Source organism: Streptomyces sp. CB01201 (assembly GCF_002803085.1).
GTDB lineage: Bacteria > Actinomycetota > Actinomycetes > Streptomycetales > Streptomycetaceae > Streptomyces > Streptomyces hundungensis.
In genome coordinates this window covers 1-16,736 of record NZ_NNBJ01000016.1, presented here as the reverse complement: position 1 = coordinate 16,736, position 16,736 = coordinate 1, and the positions used below count along the sequence as shown (strand labels likewise).

Annotated in this window: 10 protein-coding genes; 3 read left to right on the top strand and 7 right to left on the bottom strand. The window is 72.0% G+C overall.

The window, feature by feature from the left end; all coding sequences use genetic code 11:
• Positions 1–172: 172 nt before the first annotated feature.
• The 3 genes from CG740_RS29010 to CG740_RS41625 all read left to right on the top strand — a co-directional run bounded on the left by CG740_RS29010 (position 173) and on the right by CG740_RS41625 (position 6,342).
• Positions 173–3,043 carry a bifunctional glycosyltransferase/CDP-glycerol:glycerophosphate glycerophosphotransferase gene (locus CG740_RS29010; protein ID WP_100578244.1) on the top strand — a complete coding sequence of 957 codons (2,871 nt, stop codon included), beginning with the start codon at positions 173–175 and terminating at the stop codon, positions 3,041–3,043.
• Between the two features lie 14 nt (positions 3,044–3,057).
• Entirely contained in the window at positions 3,058–4,206 is a 1,149-nt protein-coding gene (locus CG740_RS29005) for a glycosyltransferase (protein WP_199846615.1), read from the top strand.
• 261 nt (positions 4,207–4,467) lie between these two features.
• Positions 4,468–6,342, top strand: a complete 1,875-nt coding sequence (locus tag CG740_RS41625; RefSeq protein WP_100578242.1) for a glycosyltransferase family A protein — start codon at positions 4,468–4,470, stop codon at positions 6,340–6,342.
• A gap of 90 nt (positions 6,343–6,432) precedes the next feature.
• Here CG740_RS41625 and galE read toward each other — a convergent pair whose 3' ends face one another.
• From galE to CG740_RS28965, 7 genes are all read right to left on the bottom strand, one after another.
• The gene (gene galE / locus CG740_RS28995; RefSeq protein WP_100578241.1) at positions 6,433–7,413 is read right to left on the bottom strand and encodes a UDP-glucose 4-epimerase GalE; all 981 of its coding nucleotides are present in this window, start codon (positions 7,411–7,413) and stop codon (positions 6,433–6,435) included.
• A 16-nt stretch (positions 7,414–7,429) separates the two neighbouring features.
• The gene (locus CG740_RS28990) at positions 7,430–9,064 is read right to left on the bottom strand and encodes a glycosyltransferase family 2 protein (RefSeq protein ID WP_100578240.1); all 1,635 of its coding nucleotides are present in this window, start codon (positions 9,062–9,064) and stop codon (positions 7,430–7,432) included.
• Between the two features lie 518 nt (positions 9,065–9,582).
• Entirely contained in the window at positions 9,583–11,022 is a 1,440-nt protein-coding gene (gene obgE / locus CG740_RS28985; protein WP_100578239.1) for a GTPase ObgE, read from the bottom strand.
• 145 nt (positions 11,023–11,167) lie between these two features.
• Positions 11,168–11,422 (bottom strand): 50S ribosomal protein L27, encoded by a 255-nt coding sequence (gene rpmA, locus CG740_RS28980; protein ID WP_100578238.1) that lies wholly within the window; start codon positions 11,420–11,422, stop codon positions 11,168–11,170.
• 14 nt (positions 11,423–11,436) lie between these two features.
• Positions 11,437–11,757 carry a 50S ribosomal protein L21 gene (gene rplU, locus CG740_RS28975; protein ID WP_010062939.1) on the bottom strand — a complete coding sequence of 107 codons (321 nt, stop codon included), beginning with the start codon at positions 11,755–11,757 and terminating at the stop codon, positions 11,437–11,439.
• Positions 11,758–11,926: 169 nt separating this feature from the next.
• Positions 11,927–12,799 (bottom strand): UTP--glucose-1-phosphate uridylyltransferase GalU, encoded by an 873-nt coding sequence (gene galU, locus CG740_RS28970; RefSeq protein WP_100578237.1) that lies wholly within the window; start codon positions 12,797–12,799, stop codon positions 11,927–11,929.
• Positions 12,800–13,073: 274 nt separating this feature from the next.
• The coding region (locus CG740_RS28965) for an Rne/Rng family ribonuclease (protein ID WP_100578236.1) at positions 13,074–16,736 on the bottom strand (3,663 nt) is incomplete at its 5' end.

Below are 16,736 nucleotides of genomic sequence, written 5' to 3'. Positions count from 1 at the left end.
CCTCGGCCCTCATTGGTTGCCCGGTCTTCTTTCACGGTTGCGTAACGAAGCAGGAGGAGGGGGCGGTGGGTGCGTCCCGCGAACGGGCGACGGAGCCGCCCGGGCGGCTGCCGGGAGGCCGGTGGATACCAGGTAGCGTTGAACCGCATGCCATTAGCACAAATGGATTGAGGTGCCAGTGCCTGACGTCTCCGTGATCGTCATCGTCTACAACGATGCCGATCGACTGCCGACGGCCGTCCAGTCTGTCTTGGACCAGACCCACAAGAGTGTCGAGGTCCTGATCGTCGACGACTGCAGCAAGGACCGCTCCTACGAGATCGCCCAGGAGCTCCAGGCCGCGAACCCGGGACGGGTGCGGGCATTCCAGCTGCCGCAGAACAGCGGTGGCTGCGGGGCACCCCGCAACCACGGCATCGCCGAGGCGCTTGGCACGTACGTGATATTCCTCGACAGCGACGACGTCCTGGAGGAGAACGCCTGCCGGAACATGGTCGCCGCGGCCGAGCGCACCGGCGCCGACCTCGTGTCCGGCATGTGCGTGCGGGTCTACGTGGACAGCCGGCACGGCAAGACCGTCGACTGGTACCCCTGGATCTACTCGACGAGCCGCACGCTCGAATCGATCACCGAGATGCCGGACCTGCTGGTCTTCGACACCCTCTCCACCAACAAGTGCTACCGGCGTGAGTTCCTGCTCGAACAGGGTCTGTCCTTCCCGGTCGGCATCCACTACGAGGACCTGCTGTTCTCCGCGCAGGCCTACGTCGCCGCCCGGCGCATCGCGCTGATCCCCAACCGCGTCTACTCGTGGAACGTGGTGGAGAACGCCTCGGCGAAGTCGATCAGCAACCGGCGCCACGAGATCGCCAACTTCGTGCACCGCATGGAGATCCACCGGCGGGTCGACGAGCTCCTGGAGGAGAAGGGCTACGAGGACCTGAAGTTCCGCAAGGACGTCAAGTTCCTCAAGCACGACCTGGTGCTCCATCTGCGGGATCTTCCGCTGCTCGACAACGACTACCGGCACGAGTTCGCGGAGCTCGCCAACAGCTATCTGGCGACGATCTCCCCGCAGGCCTACGCCGAGGTCCAGCCCATCCAGGCGATCTGCGCCTACCTCCTGGGCAAGGAGGACTGGAAGAACCTGATGCCGGCGGCCGACGCCCTCATCACCCCCGGCAAGCTCACCGCGCCGCTGGTGGAGAAGGACGGCCGGATCTACTGGTGCGCCGAGCACCTGGACGACCCGGACGGCGCCCGCATCCTCGACGTGACGGCGGCCGGCTACCACACCCGCCCGCTGAACAAGCTGTCGCTCGGCAACCGCCTGACCTCCTACGCCGACGACGGCCGGGGCAAGGTGCGCCTGGGCGGCTCGGTGGTCAACCCGCTGGGCCGGGTCAAGGCCGGCGCCGAGCTGACCGGCGCCCTGGAGTTCCGGGCCCGCCGCACCAGCCTCCAGTCCTTCCGCTTCCCGCTGACCTCGCTGACGCACGCGGGCCGCACGCTGGACTGGAAGGCCGAGGCGGACATCGCCCGCAAGCTGCGCCCGCTGGGCATCATCGACGTGGTGTGGGACGTCTGGCTCCACCTGGACATCGACGGCGACGCGGTCTCCACCCGCGTCTCGGCCGGCAGCATCGACGTCAACTCCGGGCACCCGCTGCACGTCCGCCCCCGGCTGAGCCGGCTGGTCTCCGACCGCATCGAGCCGTCGGTCTCCAAGAAGGGCAATCTGAGCTACGTCCTGACCGCCTCGGGCGCCGCGACCGTCCGCACCCAGGGCCTGATCGAGGAGGCCCTGCGCAGCAAGGCCGCCGGGGTCGCCAAGAAGAGCCTGCGCAAGGCCCGCCGGATGAAGAAGGACCTCAACTCGGGCGAGACCAAGGTCCGCGTCTACCACGAGGTCCTCTCCAAGCTGCCGATCCGCAAGGGCCTGGTGGTCTTCGAGAGCCACATGGGCAAGCAGTTCAGCGACAGCCCGAAGGCCATCTACGACGAACTGCGCCGCCAGGGAGTCGACTTCGAGCCCGTCTGGTCCTACGAGGGCGCCAAGCCCACCGGCTTCCCCAAGGACGCCACGCTGGTCAGACGCTGGAGCTACGCCTATCTGCGGGCCCTGGCCCAGGCCGAGTTCTGGATCGACAACCAGGGCTTCCCGGCCTCCCTGACCAAGCGCCCCGGCACCACCTACATCCAGACCTGGCACGGCAGCGCCCTCAAGCGGATGGGCTTCGACCTGCCGCAGATGAAGGTGCTCGGCCGCCCCGAGCGGGAGCGCCTCCAGCGAGGTCTGGACCGCTTCGACCACTTCCTGGTCCGCTCCGAGCACGATGTGCGCACCCTCGCGCGCGGCTTCAAGCTGCGCGAGGACCGGCTGCTGCGCGCCGGCTACCCGCGCAACGACGAGCTGGTCGCGGCGCGCGGGCGGGAGATCGAGTCGGGTGCGCGCGAGCGCGGCCCGCTCGCCGCCGAGCTGAAGATCGACCCGGCCAAGAAGATCCTGCTGTACGCGCCGACGTTCCGGGCCACCCCGCAGGGCGCGGTGCGCCGCTTCGAGCTGCCCTTCGACGTCGAGGCGTTCGCGGAGCGCTTCGGCGACGAGTACACGCTGCTGATCCGCTCGCACTACCTCAACCAGGTCGTGCTGCCGCCGTCGGTGCGCGGCAAGGTCATCGACGTCTCCAGCGGCTACGACATCTCACCGCTGCTCGTCCTCGCCGACGCGCTGATCACCGACTACTCGTCGCTGATGTTCGACTACACGCTCCTCGACCGGCCGATGATCTTCTTCACGTACGACTACGAGGAGTACGCGGGCGAGAGCCGCGGCACCTACTTCGACCTGCGCGAGAAGGCGCCGGGGCCGGTCGTGGGCACCGAGGCCGCGCTGTTCGAGGCGGTGGCGGAGCTCAAGTCGGCGGACACCGAGTACGCCGGGGCGCGGGAGCGCTTCGCGGCCGAGTTCGGTGAGTACGACCGGGGCACCGCCGCCCAGCAGATCGTCGCCAAGTTCTTCACCTCCGGGAGCGGCAAGTGACCGAGCAGACCGCCATGGGCGGCGGCCGTGACATCTTCTTCGTCTCCAACGCCGTCAACGAGCTCGGCGGCGTGGCGACCTGGTCGCACCAGATGGCCCGGCTCTTCGCCGACCGCGGCAACCTGGTGCACATGGTCGGCATCACCCCGCCGAGCCACCCCTTCGAGCTGGGCCCGGACCTGCCGTACGGCACGACCACGCTGTACGACGTGCATCCGCCGTCGGTGCCCGGCGCGCACGGCATCAAGGGCAAGCTGAACCTGGCGGACCGCCGCCGCCGCGCCGCCCGCGCGGAGGGCATGCAGGAGCAGGCCGCCAAGCTCACCCGGATGTTCCGCCAGGCCCGGCCCGGCGCGGTCGTCATCGTCACGCAGGTGTGGGCGATGGAGTGGGTGGCGCTCGCCGACACGTCCTCGGTCACGGTCGTCGGCATGACCCACGAGTCGTTCGAGGCCTGCCGCCGGTCCTCCCGGTTCGGGCGGGTCAAGCGCTACTACAAGGACGTCGACCGGCTGCTCGCGCTGACCCGCGAGGACGCCGACCTGTGGGCCCAGCAGCGGCTCGACAACGTCGACTTCATGCCCAACCCGCTGCCGTTCTTCCCCGCGGAGCCCTCGCAGCGGACCTCCAAGCACGTGGTGAGCATCGGCCGCCTGCACGAGGAGAAGGGCACCGACCTGCTCCTGGACGCCTGGTCCGAGGTCGCCCCGCGCCACCCCGGCTGGACGCTGCGGATCTACGGCACGGGCTCGGACGAGGAGGCGCTGCGCCGCCAGTGCACCGAGCTCGGCCTGGACGGCTCGGTGGAGTGGATGGGCCGCACCGACGACCCGGAGGGCGCCCTCCAGGACGGCGCGGTCTTCACGCTCGCCTCGCGCGGCGAGGGCTTCCCGCTCTCGCTCCTGGAGGCCATGGCGACCGGCGTGCCGTGTGTGGCCTTCGACGTCGCACCCGGCATCCGCGAGATCATCCGGGACGGCGAGGACGGCCTGCTCGCGCCGCCCGGCAACACCCTCATCTTCGCGCGCCGCCTGGAGTCCCTGCTCGCCGACCAGGAGCTGCGCGACCGGCTCGGGGACGCGGCCCGCGAGAACATCCAGCGCTACCGTACGGACGAGATCGTCCGGCGCTGGGAGGACCTCTTCACCTTCCTGGAGCGCTGAAGCGCTGAAGCGCTGATCCTCTGATCCGCTCCGCGCCTCCGTAGCGCCCGGTACGAGCACAAGGCCCCGGCACCCAGCGTGTGCCGGGGCCTTTCGCACGCCGTCCCACCTGCGGGTGACCGCACAGAAGTCGCATACCCGCACCCCTTTGACACAGGGCCCCTACAGGGCCTCCAATAAATAAGAAAAGCTGTGCCAGTGTCCGCGCGCGAGAGTCACCGACCACCCTTGCGGCTGTGCCCCATTCGAGGATGTGTGCCGATGGACCCCGTTGTTACCGTGATCGTCCCGGTGCACAACACCCTGCGGTATCTGGAGCGCTGCTTCGGGTCCGTGGAAGCCCAGACCATCGGACGGCGCAAGCTCGAAGTGATCGCGGTGGACGACGGTTCGTCGGACGGCAGCGGCGACTGGCTCGACGCGTGGGCACGCGAGCGCGACCACGTCCAGGTGATCCACCAGGAGCCCTCGGGCGGCGCCGGAAAGCCCCGTAACGTGGGCATCGAGCGGGCCCGCGGCAGCTACCTCTTCTTCCTGGACTCCGACGACTACCTCGGCGCCGACGCCCTGCGGCGCATGGTCGCGATGGCCGACGCCGAGGAGTCCGACATCGTGTACGGCCGGATCGTGGGCGTGGGGCGGGACGCCCCGGTGGACTTCCGCACCACCAGCGCCGAGGTCGACCTGTACGACTCCCCCGTGTACTGGACGCTGGCCCCCTACAAGCTGTGGCGCCGGGCCCTGATCGAGGAACACGGGCTGCGCTTCGCGCAGGGCCGGCTCCTCAACGAGGACGTGGCGTTCGCCGTCCCCGCGGTGCTGCGCGCCAAGAAGATCTCGGTGGTCGCCGACTACGACTGCTACTACCTGGAGGGCCGGGGCGACGGCACCAACGCCAGCCGCCAGGACGTCGACTGGGTCGACCAACTCGCCTTCGTCGGCGGCATTCTGCGCACCCTCGGCGAGCTGGTTCCGGCCGGCCGCGAGCGGGACAAACTGATGGAGCGTCACTTCCACGGCGAGATCCTGAGCATGTTCGGCGAGCCGTATCTGGCCCGCGACGAGGCCGGGCGCAAGGACATGGCCGCCGCTGCCAAGGTGCTGCTCGACGAGTGGACCACCGAGCCGATCATGGCGGCCCTGCCGCCCCGCCTCCGCTTGCGCGTGCACTGCCTGCGCCACGGCCTGGTGGACGAACTCACCGAGATCGTCCGCGCCGACACCGGGAACACACTGGGCCCCGCCCACCAGGACGGCGAGCGCGTCTACGCCGCCTACCCCTACTTCCGCGACGCCGAGCGGGCCATCCCCGACTCCGCCTACGACATCACCTCCCGGGTCCGCCTGGTCCAGCGCGTCGACTCCTACGCCTGGGACGGCCCGGTACTGCGGGTCGAGGGCTCGGCCCGGCTCAGCGAACTCGACCCGGCCGGCCGCACAGTGGGCGTGCTACTGCGCCGCCAGGGCTACACCTACTGGGTACCCGCCGACACCGCCGACGACGGCACCTACACCCTCCGCCTCGACATCGGCCGGGCCGCCGACGGAGAACCCCTCCCCGACGGAATATGGAGCATGCGGATCGTCGTCACCTGCGGCGAACTCAGCAAGGAAGCCTGGCTCGCACGCCCCTCGGACCGCCTGTACGACGTCTCGCCCGAACCCCGGATCATCGACCGCGGCAACACCGGACCCTGCGCCGCGGGCCTGTTCCACTCCGCCGCCCACCAGCACCTCAACCTCGACATCGGCGACACCCGCCGACTCCTCGCCACCACCGCCCGCGGCACCCTCACCCGCACCCGCCTCGGCCGGGTCGAAGCCACCGCCCGCACAACCGTCCCCGGCTGGCCCGCCGAGCGCGGCGAGACCCGCCTGCTCCTGGTCTCCGGCCACACAACCCTCACCGCACCGACCACCACCGAAGTCGACACCAACGGCCGCATCGCGGCACGAGCCACCGCCGACGGCGTCACCCCAGGCACCTGGGAACTCCAACTCCGCCTCCACGCAGGCACATTCACCCGGGACGTACCGGTGATCGAACCCTCCGGCGAACCCCTGCGCCTGACCGTACCGGTACCGCTGGTACGCCAAGTGCGCCGCAGGGCAACCCGCCTGGTGCGCGGCCGCTGAGCCCGCCGGTCGCCGCGGCGAGCAGACGGAGAAGGCCCCGCCGGTCGGCGGGGCCTTCTCGTTGGTTGCGGGGCGCGTGTGCGAGGCCGGTCAGCCGTCGCGGTGGTGGCGCCAGCCAGCCCACGCCGAGGAGATCATCGAGCGCACGTCGTGGTGCGCCTTCCAGCCGAGCTCGGCCGCGATGCGGTCGGCGGAGGCGACCACGCGCGCCGGGTCGCCCGCGCGGCGCGGGTGCACCTCGGGGGCGATGCCGCGGCCGCTGATCTCGTTGATGAGGTCGACCATCTCGCGCACCGAAACGCCTTCGCCCCGGCCGATGTTGACGGTCAGGTCGGCGTACTCGCCGGCCTGCGCGGACTCGGCGAGCTTGCGGGCGGCGGCCAGGTGCGCGTCGGCGAGGTCCTCGACGTGGATGTAGTCGCGCACGCAGGTGCCGTCGGGGGTCTCGTAGTCGTCACCGAAGATGCGCGGCGGCTGCCCGTCCTCCAGCTTCTCGAAGACCATCGGCACGAGGTTGAAGATGCCGGTGTCGCCGAGCTCGGGGGTGGCCGCGCCCGCCACGTTGAAGTAGCGCAGACAGCCGGTGGCGATGCCGTGCGCCTTTCCGGCGGCGCGCACCAGCCACTCGCCGGCCAGCTTGGTCTCGCCGTACGGGCTCATCGGCAGGCACGGGGTGTCCTCGGTGACGAGGTCGACGTCCGGCATGCCGTACACGGAGGCGGAGGAGGAGAACAGGAAGGTGCGCACGCCGGCCGCGGCGACCGCCTCCAGGAGCACGGTCAGGCCGAACACGTTCTCCCGGTAGTAGTGCAGCGGGATCTCGACGGACTCGCCGACCTGCTTCTTGCCCGCGAGGTGCACCACGCCGGTCACGGAGTGCTCGGCGAGGGTGCGGTCCAGGAGCTCGCGGTCCAGGACGGAGCCGACCACCAGCGGCACGTCCTGCGGCAGCCGCTTCGCGTCACCGGTGGACAGGTCGTCGAGCACGACGACGCGCTCCCCCGCCGCCGTCATGGCCCTCACGACATGGGAGCCGATGTATCCGGCGCCGCCAGTGATCAGAAAAGTCATGTGTGCGTCCACGTCCTCATCGTCGCCTTGATCGAGCCGTCCGGGCCAGTCTGCGCAGCTTGCCGCCGACCACCCCGAGGGCCCCCTGTACTCCAGGGGCGAGCCGCACCGCGAGCGATCCGCTCGACGTCCGGTACGGCTGCACCAGCAGAACACCGTACCGGCTGGCGGGTACCGCCGTGCGCCGCAGCCCGGCGGCCCGGGCCCGGAGGGTGGTGTGTGCGCCGGGGCCCGCCGCGCTGTGCAGACGGACCCGCAGGTCCCAGATCTGGGTGCCGCGCCCGCCCGCCGCCGCGAGAGCGGCGAGCATCACAGGGGCCTGGCCGGTCCAACCGTCGCCGCCCGCTCGCAGCGGGGCGGTCACGGTCAGGGCGCTCTCGCCGCCGTCCCTGGGCACGAACTCGATGTCGGCGCTGATGGGGGCTCCGGTGGCCGCGAGGCGCCCGTACAGCTCGTGCACGCGCAGCTTGACGATGCCGCGCCGCCCGGCGAGCAGCGTCGCGTCGACGGTGACGGGCAGCCGGTCGGCGGGCAGCGCCGCCAGGCCGTCCAGGGCCACGTCCGCGAGGTCGTCCGCCCACACCGGCCCCGCGGCGGCGCTCGCGTACGGCGGGATCAGGCGGGCCGGGTCGGCGGCGAGCTGGGAGAGCCGGTCCAGGTCGCGCGGGGCGTCGGCGGCCAGGACCACCTGGGCGAGCCAGCGCGCGGGTGCGGCGGCCGCGGCGAGCTCGGCGGGGGCGAAATCGGCGAGGTAGGCGCGGGTGAGCCGCCACCACTGGTCCCGGTAGCCGGCGTCCCGTACCCGCAGCTCGCGCAGGTAGAGGCACAGGTCGTAGTCGACGAACTTGGTGCGGCAGGCGGCGGCGAGCGCCTTGCGGTCGGCCGCGCCGAAGGCCTCGACGGCCTGGGCGTGGGCGGCGATGCGGGCCTGCCAGTTGGCGACGTCCTTGCGGGCCAGCGAGATGGACACCTGGGCGGCGGCGCGGCGCACGTGCCAGACGTAGACGAGCTGGGGCACGACGGCGACGCGGGGGCCCGCGGCGTACACGCGGGCCGTGAAGACGAAGTCCTCGTACGTGAACTTGCCGTCGGGGAAACGGAGTTGATGCTCCGTCAGGAAGTCTCGGCGGTAGAGCTTGTTGACGCACAGCGTGTCGTGGAGCAGGCGCGGCTCGGCCTCCGGCGACTCGTACACGGCCGCCTCCCGGTACAGGCCCGGCTGCCACGGGACGTCCCGTCCGGCCGGCAGTTCGCGGCGCACCGCGCGGCCGACCGTGACGTCGGTGCCGTGCTCGCGGGCCGCGTCGAGCAGCGCCTGGACGGCGCCGGGGGGCAGCACGTCGTCGCTGTCGAGGAACAGGACGTACGGGGCGGTGGCGGCGGCGATTCCGTCGTTGCGGGGCGTGCCGCAGCCGCCGCTGTTGTCCGCGCGGCGCAGCACGCGCAGCCGGGGCTCGGTGGTGGCCAGCTGGTCCAGCACGGCGGCCGTGCCGTCGCTGGAGCAGTCGTCGACGGCCACGACCTCGGTGACGGCCGGGCCCTGCGCGAGTGCGGACCGTACGGCGTCGGTGACCAGCTCGGCGTCGTTGTAGGCGATGACGACGACGCTGACGCCCGGGGGGCGGTCCGGGGAGGCAGGGCTCTGGCTCATCCCAGAATCCTACGGGAGCCCCCGTGCGGGCCCCTCTCCACCAAGCCCCTGGGGCTCCGCCCCAGACCCCGTTCGCGCCTGAAGGGCGCTCGTCCTCAATCGCCGGACAGGCTGAAGATGCCTCTGCCGGCCAGCACCGAGACATTCGGGGCCACCTACAGGGGCGCGAGACTGTGACACCTGCGCGGCTCCGCCGCGGTGGACGCGACCGGGGCGACGCCGGCCACCTACAAGGGCGCGAGACTGTGACACCTGCGCGGCTCCGCCGCGGTGGGCGCGACCAGGGCAACGCCGGCCACCTACAGGGGCGCGAGGAACTGCGCGAGAAGCGACCACGGCCCGCAGCCGAAAACGCACCCAGGGGCGCGAGGAACTGCGCGACAAGCCACCCACGGCCCGCAGCCGAGAACGCACCCAGGGGCGCGGGGAACTGCGCAAACAGCCCCCGCGGCCCGCGGACGTGATCCCGTACCCCCGGCCGGCCGGCCACCCGGCCCCGCCTGTGGGAAGGGCCTGGACTAGAAGGGCCCGAACTCCTTGAACTCCTGCTCCGCCTCGTCGCGCTCCGCATCCCGGTCCCGGCGGCGCTGCGCGGCGGGCCGCGGGGCCTCCAGGCGGTGGTCCTCGCCGCGGCGGCCCAGCATCTCGGCGCCGGCCATCATCGTCGGCTCCCAGTCGAAGACGACCGCGTTCTCCTCGGGGCCGATGGCCACGCCGTCACCCGTGCGGGCACCGGCCTTCATCAGGGCGTCCTCGACGCCGAGGCGGTTGAGGCGGTCCGCGAGGTAGCCGACGGCCTCGTCGTTGTTGAAGTCGGTCTGGCGGATCCAGCGCTCCGGCTTCTCGCCGCGCACCCGGTAGACCTCGTTCGCCTCGTCGAAGGTGACGGTGAAGCCGGCGTCGTCCACGGCCTTCGGCCGGATGACGATGCGGGTCGCCTCCTCCTTGGGCTTGGCGGCACGCGACTGAGCGACGATCCCGGCGAGCGCGAAGGACAGCTCCTTCAGGCCCGTACGGGCGACGGCGGAGACCTCGAAGACCTGGTAGCCGCGCTCTTCGAGCTCCGGCCGGATCATGTCCGCGAGTTCCTGCCCGTCCGGGATGTCGATCTTGTTGAGGACGACGATGCGGGGCCGGTCGTCGAGCCCGCCGTACTGCTTGAGCTCCTCCTCGATGATGTCGAGGTCGGAGACCGGGTCCCGGTCGGATTCCAGCGTCGCGGTGTCCAGGACGTGCACGAGCACCGAGCAGCGCTCGACGTGCCGCAGGAACTCCAGGCCCAGGCCCTTGCCCTGGCTGGCGCCGGGGATCAGACCGGGGACGTCCGCGATGGTGTAGACGGTCGAGCCGGCCGTCACCACGCCGAGGTTGGGGACCAGGGTGGTGAACGGGTAGTCCGCGATCTTCGGCTTGGCCGCCGAGAGCACCGAGATCAGCGAGGACTTGCCGGCGCTCGGGTAGCCCACCAGGGCCACGTCGGCGACGGTCTTGAGTTCCAGGACGATGTCCGCGGACTCGCCGGGCACGCCCAGCAGCGCGAAGCCGGGGGCCTTGCGGCGGGCCGAGGCGAGCGCCGCGTTGCCGAGGCCGCCGCGGCCGCCCTGGCCCGCGATGTAGGTGGTGCCCTCGCCGACCAGGTCGGCGAGCACATTGCCCTGCTTGTCGAGGACGACCGTGCCGTCGGGCACGGGCAGGATCAGGTCCTGGCCGTCCTTGCCGGAGCGGTTGTCACCGGCGCCGGGCTGGCCGTTGGTGGCCTTGCGGTGCGGCGAGTGGTGGTAGTCGAGAAGGGTCGTCACGGACTGGTCGACGACCAGGGTGACGTCGCCGCCACGGCCGCCGTTGCCGCCGTCCGGGCCGCCGAGCGGCTTGAACTTCTCACGGTGGACGGAGGCGCAGCCGTGGCCTCCGTTACCCGCGGCGACGTGCAGCTCGACGCGGTCCACGAAGGTGGTCATGGGATGTGCCTCCTGAGGGCCCCCGGCCAGCGGTCGAGGGAAAGTACGGGAATGTCTATCTAGTAACACGCGAAAGGCGGACCCGCTTCCCGTGGGGGAAGTGAGGTCCGCCTCCGCTGAAACCGCTCTACGGTCGCCTAAGTGATCAGGCGGCCGGAACGATGTTCACGACCTTGCGGCCACGGTGGGTGCCGAACTGCACCGCGCCGGGCAGCAGCGCGAACAGGGTGTCGTCGCCACCGCGACCGACGCCCGCACCCGGGTGGAAGTGGGTGCCGCGCTGGCGGACCAGGATCTCACCGGCGAGCACGGTCTGACCGCCGAAGCGCTTCACACCGAGCCGCTGAGCGTTGGAGTCGCGACCGTTCCGGGTGGACGATGCGCCCTTCTTGTGTGCCATGTCTCCTCAGTCCCTTACTTCGCAGCCGTGGGGATGCCGGTGACCTTGATCGCCGTGTACTGCTGGCGGTGGCCCTGGCGACGGCGGTAACCGGTCTTGTTCTTGTACCGAAGGATGTCGATCTTGGCACCCTTGTGGTGGTCCACGATCTCAGCGGTGACCTTGATGCCGTCGAGCACCCACGGGTCGCTGGTCACGGCGTCGCCGTCGACAACGAGCAGGGTCGAGAGCTCGACCGTGTCGCCAACCTTGGCAGTGGAAATCTTGTCAACCTCAACGATGTCGCCGACAGCAACCTTGTGCTGGCGACCACCGCTGCGCACGATGGCGTACACGCGGATCTCTCTCTCGCTCGATACGGAACCCTTGAAGCCAGCCATCCCGCGGAAAACAGGGGGCCTCCCCCGGCGGACCGGGAGGTGAGGTGCTCAGGGGTAGGCGCGTATATAAACACGCCGAGGGTCAAGGCTACGGGGCCGGGCGTGGTGGGTCAAACCAGCGTCATTACCCGCACTCCTCGGCGACGAAACCGCGCAACCAGGCCCGGAAGTCCGGCCCGAGGTCCGCCCGCTCGCTGGCCAGGCGCACGATGGCGCGCAGGTAGTCCGCCCGGTCGCCGGTGTCGTAGCGGCGCCCCTTGAAGACGACGCCGTGCACGGTGTCGAGCCGGTTGAGGGCGTCGGTGAGTTGGATCTCGCCGCCGCGGCCGGGCGCGGTGGTGCGCAGTACGCCGAAGACCTCCGGGTCCAGGACGTAGCGTCCGATCACCGCGAGGTTCGAGGGCGCGGCGGCCCGTTCGGGCTTCTCCACCAAGCCCGTCACGCGGACGACGTCGCTCTCGCCGGTCGGCTCGACGGCCGCGCAGCCGTACTGGTGGATCTGCTCGGGCGCCACCTCCATCAGCGCGACGACGCTGCCGCCGAGGCGCTCCCGGACCTCCACCATGCGTGCGAGCAGCGGGTCCCGGGCGTCGATGAGGTCGTCGCCGAGCAGCACCGCGAAGGGCTCGTCACCGACGTGCGGGGCCGCGCACAGGACCGCGTGCCCGAGGCCCTTGGGGTCGCCCTGGCGCACATAGTGGACGGTGGCCAGATCGCTGGACTCGCGCACCTTGGCGAGCCGGTCGGCGTCGCCCTTGCGGGTCAGCGCCGACTCCAGCTCGTGGTTGCGGTCGAAGTGGTCCTCCAGGGCGCGCTTGTTGCGCCCGGTGATCATGAGGACGTCCGAGAGCCCCGCCGCGACCGCCTCCTCCACCACGTACTGGATCGCCGGTTTGTCGACCACCGGCAGCATCTCCTTGGGGGTGGCCTTGGTGGCCGGCAGGAAACGCGTGCCGAGCCCGGCGGCGGGGATGACGGCTTTGCTGATCGCACTCATGCGGGGGCGGTCTCTCCTTCGTACGACGGAGCCCGCCCCCGGTGTTCCGGGGACGGGCTCCTGGGCCGTGCATCAGTCAACTACCGCCGGGTGTACGCCGGCTGAGCGGGGGCTGTCCGCGACCTGTCGGCCGCGAACCGGCCTCGCCCTCCGCCTCCTCCGGCCCTGGGGTCGGAGGAGGCGGGCCCTGCGGGACAACGGTCATCGTCTGACATCTGTCAGCCGTCGACCGTCATCCGTCACCTGCCGGCCGTCACCTGGCTGCCGTCACCTGTCAGCTGTCCGTCGACGCCGAGACCGACGACGACTGCTGCTCCGCCGCCGCCGTCTTCTTGGCCGTGGCCTTCTTGGCGGTCGTCTTCTTCGCGGCGGTCTTCTTGGCCGCCGTCTTCTTCGGGGTGGCGGCCTTCTTCGCGGTGGCCTTCTTCGCCGTCTTGCGGGCCGCCTTCTTGGCCGGGGCCGCCTCCTCCGCGGACTCCGCGGATTCGGCGGGCTCCGTGGATTCGGCGGACTCGGCCGCCGGGGCGGACACGACCACGACGACCGCCGCGTCCTCGGCACCCGACGGCGAACCGGCCGGGGCCGTGGCCTTGCGGGTCGCCCGGCGGCGGGCCCGCGGCGGAGCGGCGACGGGCGCCTCCTCGACGGGCTCGGCGACGGCGGGCTCGGCCACCGGCTCCTGCGCCTGGGGCTCATCGGCCTTCGGCTCGGGCTCGGCGACGACCACCACGGGCTCGACGGTGGCCGAGGCCGGAGCGCCCGCCGGAGCGGTCGCCTTGCGGGTGGCACGGCGACGGGTGCGGCCGCGCGGCGCGTCGTCCTCGATGAACGAGGCGACGGTCACCGCGGCCGGGGCCTGCGCTGCCTCGGGCTCCTCGGCCGCGGGGGCCGGGGTCTCGACGGCTGCCGTACGGGGCGTACCGGCCGGGGCCGAGGCCCTGCGGGTGGCGCGGCGACGGGACCGGCCGCCACGGGCCGCGGCCTCCGCCTCGGCGACGCTGCTGTACAGCTCCTCGTCGGGCACGAACTCGGGCTCGGCGAGCGCCACCGGCGCAGCGACCTCGGCCGCGACCTCGGCCTCGGACTCGATGTGCTCGGCGGCCTCGGTGTCCGGGGCGTCGTGCTCGTGGTCGTGCTCGTGGGTGTGCTGGTCGTGCTGGTCGCTCTCGGCGCCGCCGCGGCCGCGCTTCTTCGCGCGCTTGCCCGCACCGCCGCCGGACACGGCCGGCTGCTCCATGTGCACGATCACGCCGCGCCCGTTGCAGTGGACGCAGGTCTCGGAGAACGACTCCAACAGGCCCTGGCCGACCCGCTTGCGGGTCATCTGGACCAGGCCGAGCGAGGTGACCTCGGCCACCTGGTGCTTGGTGCGGTCGCGGCCCAGGCATTCGAGCAGTCGGCGCAGCACGAGGTCGCGGTTGGACTCCAGGACCATGTCGATGAAGTCGATGACGACGATGCCGCCCAGGTCGCGCAGCCGCAGCTGGCGCACGATCTCCTCGGCCGCTTCGAGGTTGTTCCTCGTCACGGTCTCTTCGAGGTTGCCGCCCTGGCCGGTGAACTTGCCGGTGTTGACGTCGACGACGATCATCGCCTCGGTCTTGTCGATCACCAGCGAACCGCCGGACGGCAGCCAGACCTTGCGGTCCAGGGCCTTGGCGAGCTGCTCGTCGATCCGGTACGTCGCGAAGACGTCGACCTCGCTGGTCCAGCGCGTCAGGCGCTCGGTGAGGTCCGGGGCGACGTGCGCGACGTAGCCGTGGATGGTCTCCCACGCCTCGTCACCGCTGACGATGACCTTCGAGAAGTCCTCGTTGAAGATGTCGCGGACGACCCGGACGGTCATGTCCGGCTCGCCGTAGAGCAGCGACGGCGAGGACGTCGAGATCTGGTTGGCCTTCTTCTGGATGTCGGCCCACTGCGCCTGGAGGCGCTCGACGTCGCGGCGCAGCTCGTCCTCGCTCGCGCCTTCGGCGGCGGTGCGCACGATGACGCCCGCGTCCTCGGGGACGATCTTCTTGAGGATGGTCTTCAGACGTGCGCGCTCGGTGTCGGGCAGCTTGCGGCTGATGCCGGTCATCGAGCCCTCGGGCACGTACACCAGGTAGCGGCCGGGCAGCGAGACCTGGCTGGTCAGGCGGGCGCCCTTGTGGCCGATGGGGTCCTTGGTGACCTGGACGAGCACCGACTGGCCGGACTTGAGGGCGGCCTCGATGCGGCGCGGGCCGTTGCCCATGCCGAGCGACTCGAAGTTGACCTCACCGGCGTACAGGACGGCGTTGCGGCCCTTGCCGATGTCGACGAACGCGGCCTCCATGGAGGGCAGCACGTTCTGGACCTTGCCCAGGTAGACGTTGCCGACGTACGAGGTGGCCTGCTCCTTGTTGACGTAGTGCTCGACGAGCACGTTGTCTTCCAGGACGCCGATCTGGGTGCGCTCGCCGCTCTGGCGGACGACCATGACGCGCTCGACGGCTTCGCGGCGGGCCAGGAACTCGGCCTCGGTGATGATCGGGACGCGGCGCCGGCCCTGCTCGCGGCCTTCGCGGCGGCGCTGCTTCTTGGCCTCCAGACGCGTCGAGCCCTTGATGGACTGGACCTCGTCGGAGGAGGTGGAGCCGGAGGCGGAGTCAAGGCGCTCGCGGGTCGTGCGGGGTTCGCGGACCTTGACGACGGTGCGCTCGGGGTCGTCGGAGCCCTGCTCGGCCTCGGGGCCCGCGTCGCCGGAGCGGCGACGGCGGCGGCGCCGGCGACGGCTGCTGCTGGTTCCGGCGGCGGACGGCGTGCCGTCCTCGTCCTCGTCGTCCTCTTCGTCGGACTCGGCGGGGGCGTCGTTGCCATCGGCCTGGTCGGCCTGCTCGTACGGCTCGTCCGGGGCGTCCTCGGCCTCGGCGGGCTCGCCGCGGCGACGGCGGCGGCCACCGCGGCGGCGCCGGCGCGAGGGGCGGTCGTCGTCGGAGTCGTCGGATTCGGCGTCGGCCTCGGCGGCCTCGTCGACCTGCTCGTCGGCCGGCTCGTCGACGGCCTTGTCCTGGACGGGCTCGGCGGCCTCGCCGCGACGGCGGCGGCGGCGCGAGCGGCCCTGCGGCTCGGCGGTGGGCTCGGCGGTTTCGACGACGGTCTCGTCGGTCTCGGCGGGCTCGGGCTCCTCGACGCGGGCGGCGGCAGCGGCGGCCGCGGCCGTCTCCGGCGTCTGGAACATCGGCTCGGTGAAGACGGGCGCCTGGAACACGGCGACGGCGGGGCGCGTGGCGCGGCGGCGGGAGCGCCCGGTGGGCTCCTCCTGCTGTGCGGCGGGCTGCGGCTCGACCGGCGTGAACTGCGGGCTGGACGCGGGGCGGGCGGCGCGGCGGCGGGTGCGTCCGCGGGGCGCCTCGTCCTCGGCGGCGGGGGCTTCGGCCTCGGCGGGCGCGTTCGCCTTCGCGGCGGGCTCCGCGGGCTGCTCGGCGGCGGCCTGCGGCGCACCGGCCGGGGCAGTCGCCTGGCGGGTCGCGCGGCGGCGGGTGCGGGGCGCGGGGGCCTCGGCGGCCGGGGCCTGCGCGACCGGGGCCTCGGCGGTGACCTCTGCGGTCTCCTCGGCGTCCTCGGCCTCTTCGTCCTCGACGGCCTCGGCGACGGCCGGGTCCGCGACGGTGGTCTGCGGCGCGGTCGCCTTGCGCGTGGCGCGGCGACGGGTGCGCGGCGCGGGGGCCTCGGCGGCCTCGGGCACCTCCGCGACGGCAGCCGGAGCCGCCTCCACGATCTCCTCGGCGGCCTGCGGCGCACCGGCCGGGGCAGTCGCCTTGCGCGTGGCACGACGGCGGGTGCGCGGCGCGGGGGCCTCGGGGGCCTCCTCGGCGGCCTCGGGCACCTCCGCGACGGCAGCCGGAGCCGCCTCCACGATCTCCTCGGCGGCCTGCGGCGCACCGGCCGGGGCAGTCGCCTTGCGCGTGGCACG

Bases quoted from the DNA above. Each gene is read 5' to 3' on its own strand.
- obgE (WP_100578239.1), bottom strand. From the start codon at position 11,022: ATGACCACCTTCGTGGACCGCGTCGAGCTGCACGTCGCCGCGGGTAAC.
- galE (WP_100578241.1), bottom strand. From the start codon at position 7,413: ATGACTTTTCTGATCACTGGCGGCGCCGGATACATCGGCTCCCATGTC.
- galU (WP_100578237.1), bottom strand. From the start codon at position 12,799: ATGAGTGCGATCAGCAAAGCCGTCATCCCCGCCGCCGGGCTCGGCACG.
- CG740_RS28990 (WP_100578240.1), bottom strand. From the start codon at position 9,064: ATGAGCCAGAGCCCTGCCTCCCCGGACCGCCCCCCGGGCGTCAGCGTC.
- rpmA (WP_100578238.1), bottom strand. From the start codon at position 11,422: ATGGCACACAAGAAGGGCGCATCGTCCACCCGGAACGGTCGCGACTCC.
- CG740_RS41625 (WP_100578242.1), top strand. From the start codon at position 4,468: ATGGACCCCGTTGTTACCGTGATCGTCCCGGTGCACAACACCCTGCGG.
- CG740_RS29005 (WP_199846615.1), top strand. From the start codon at position 3,058: ATGGGCGGCGGCCGTGACATCTTCTTCGTCTCCAACGCCGTCAACGAG.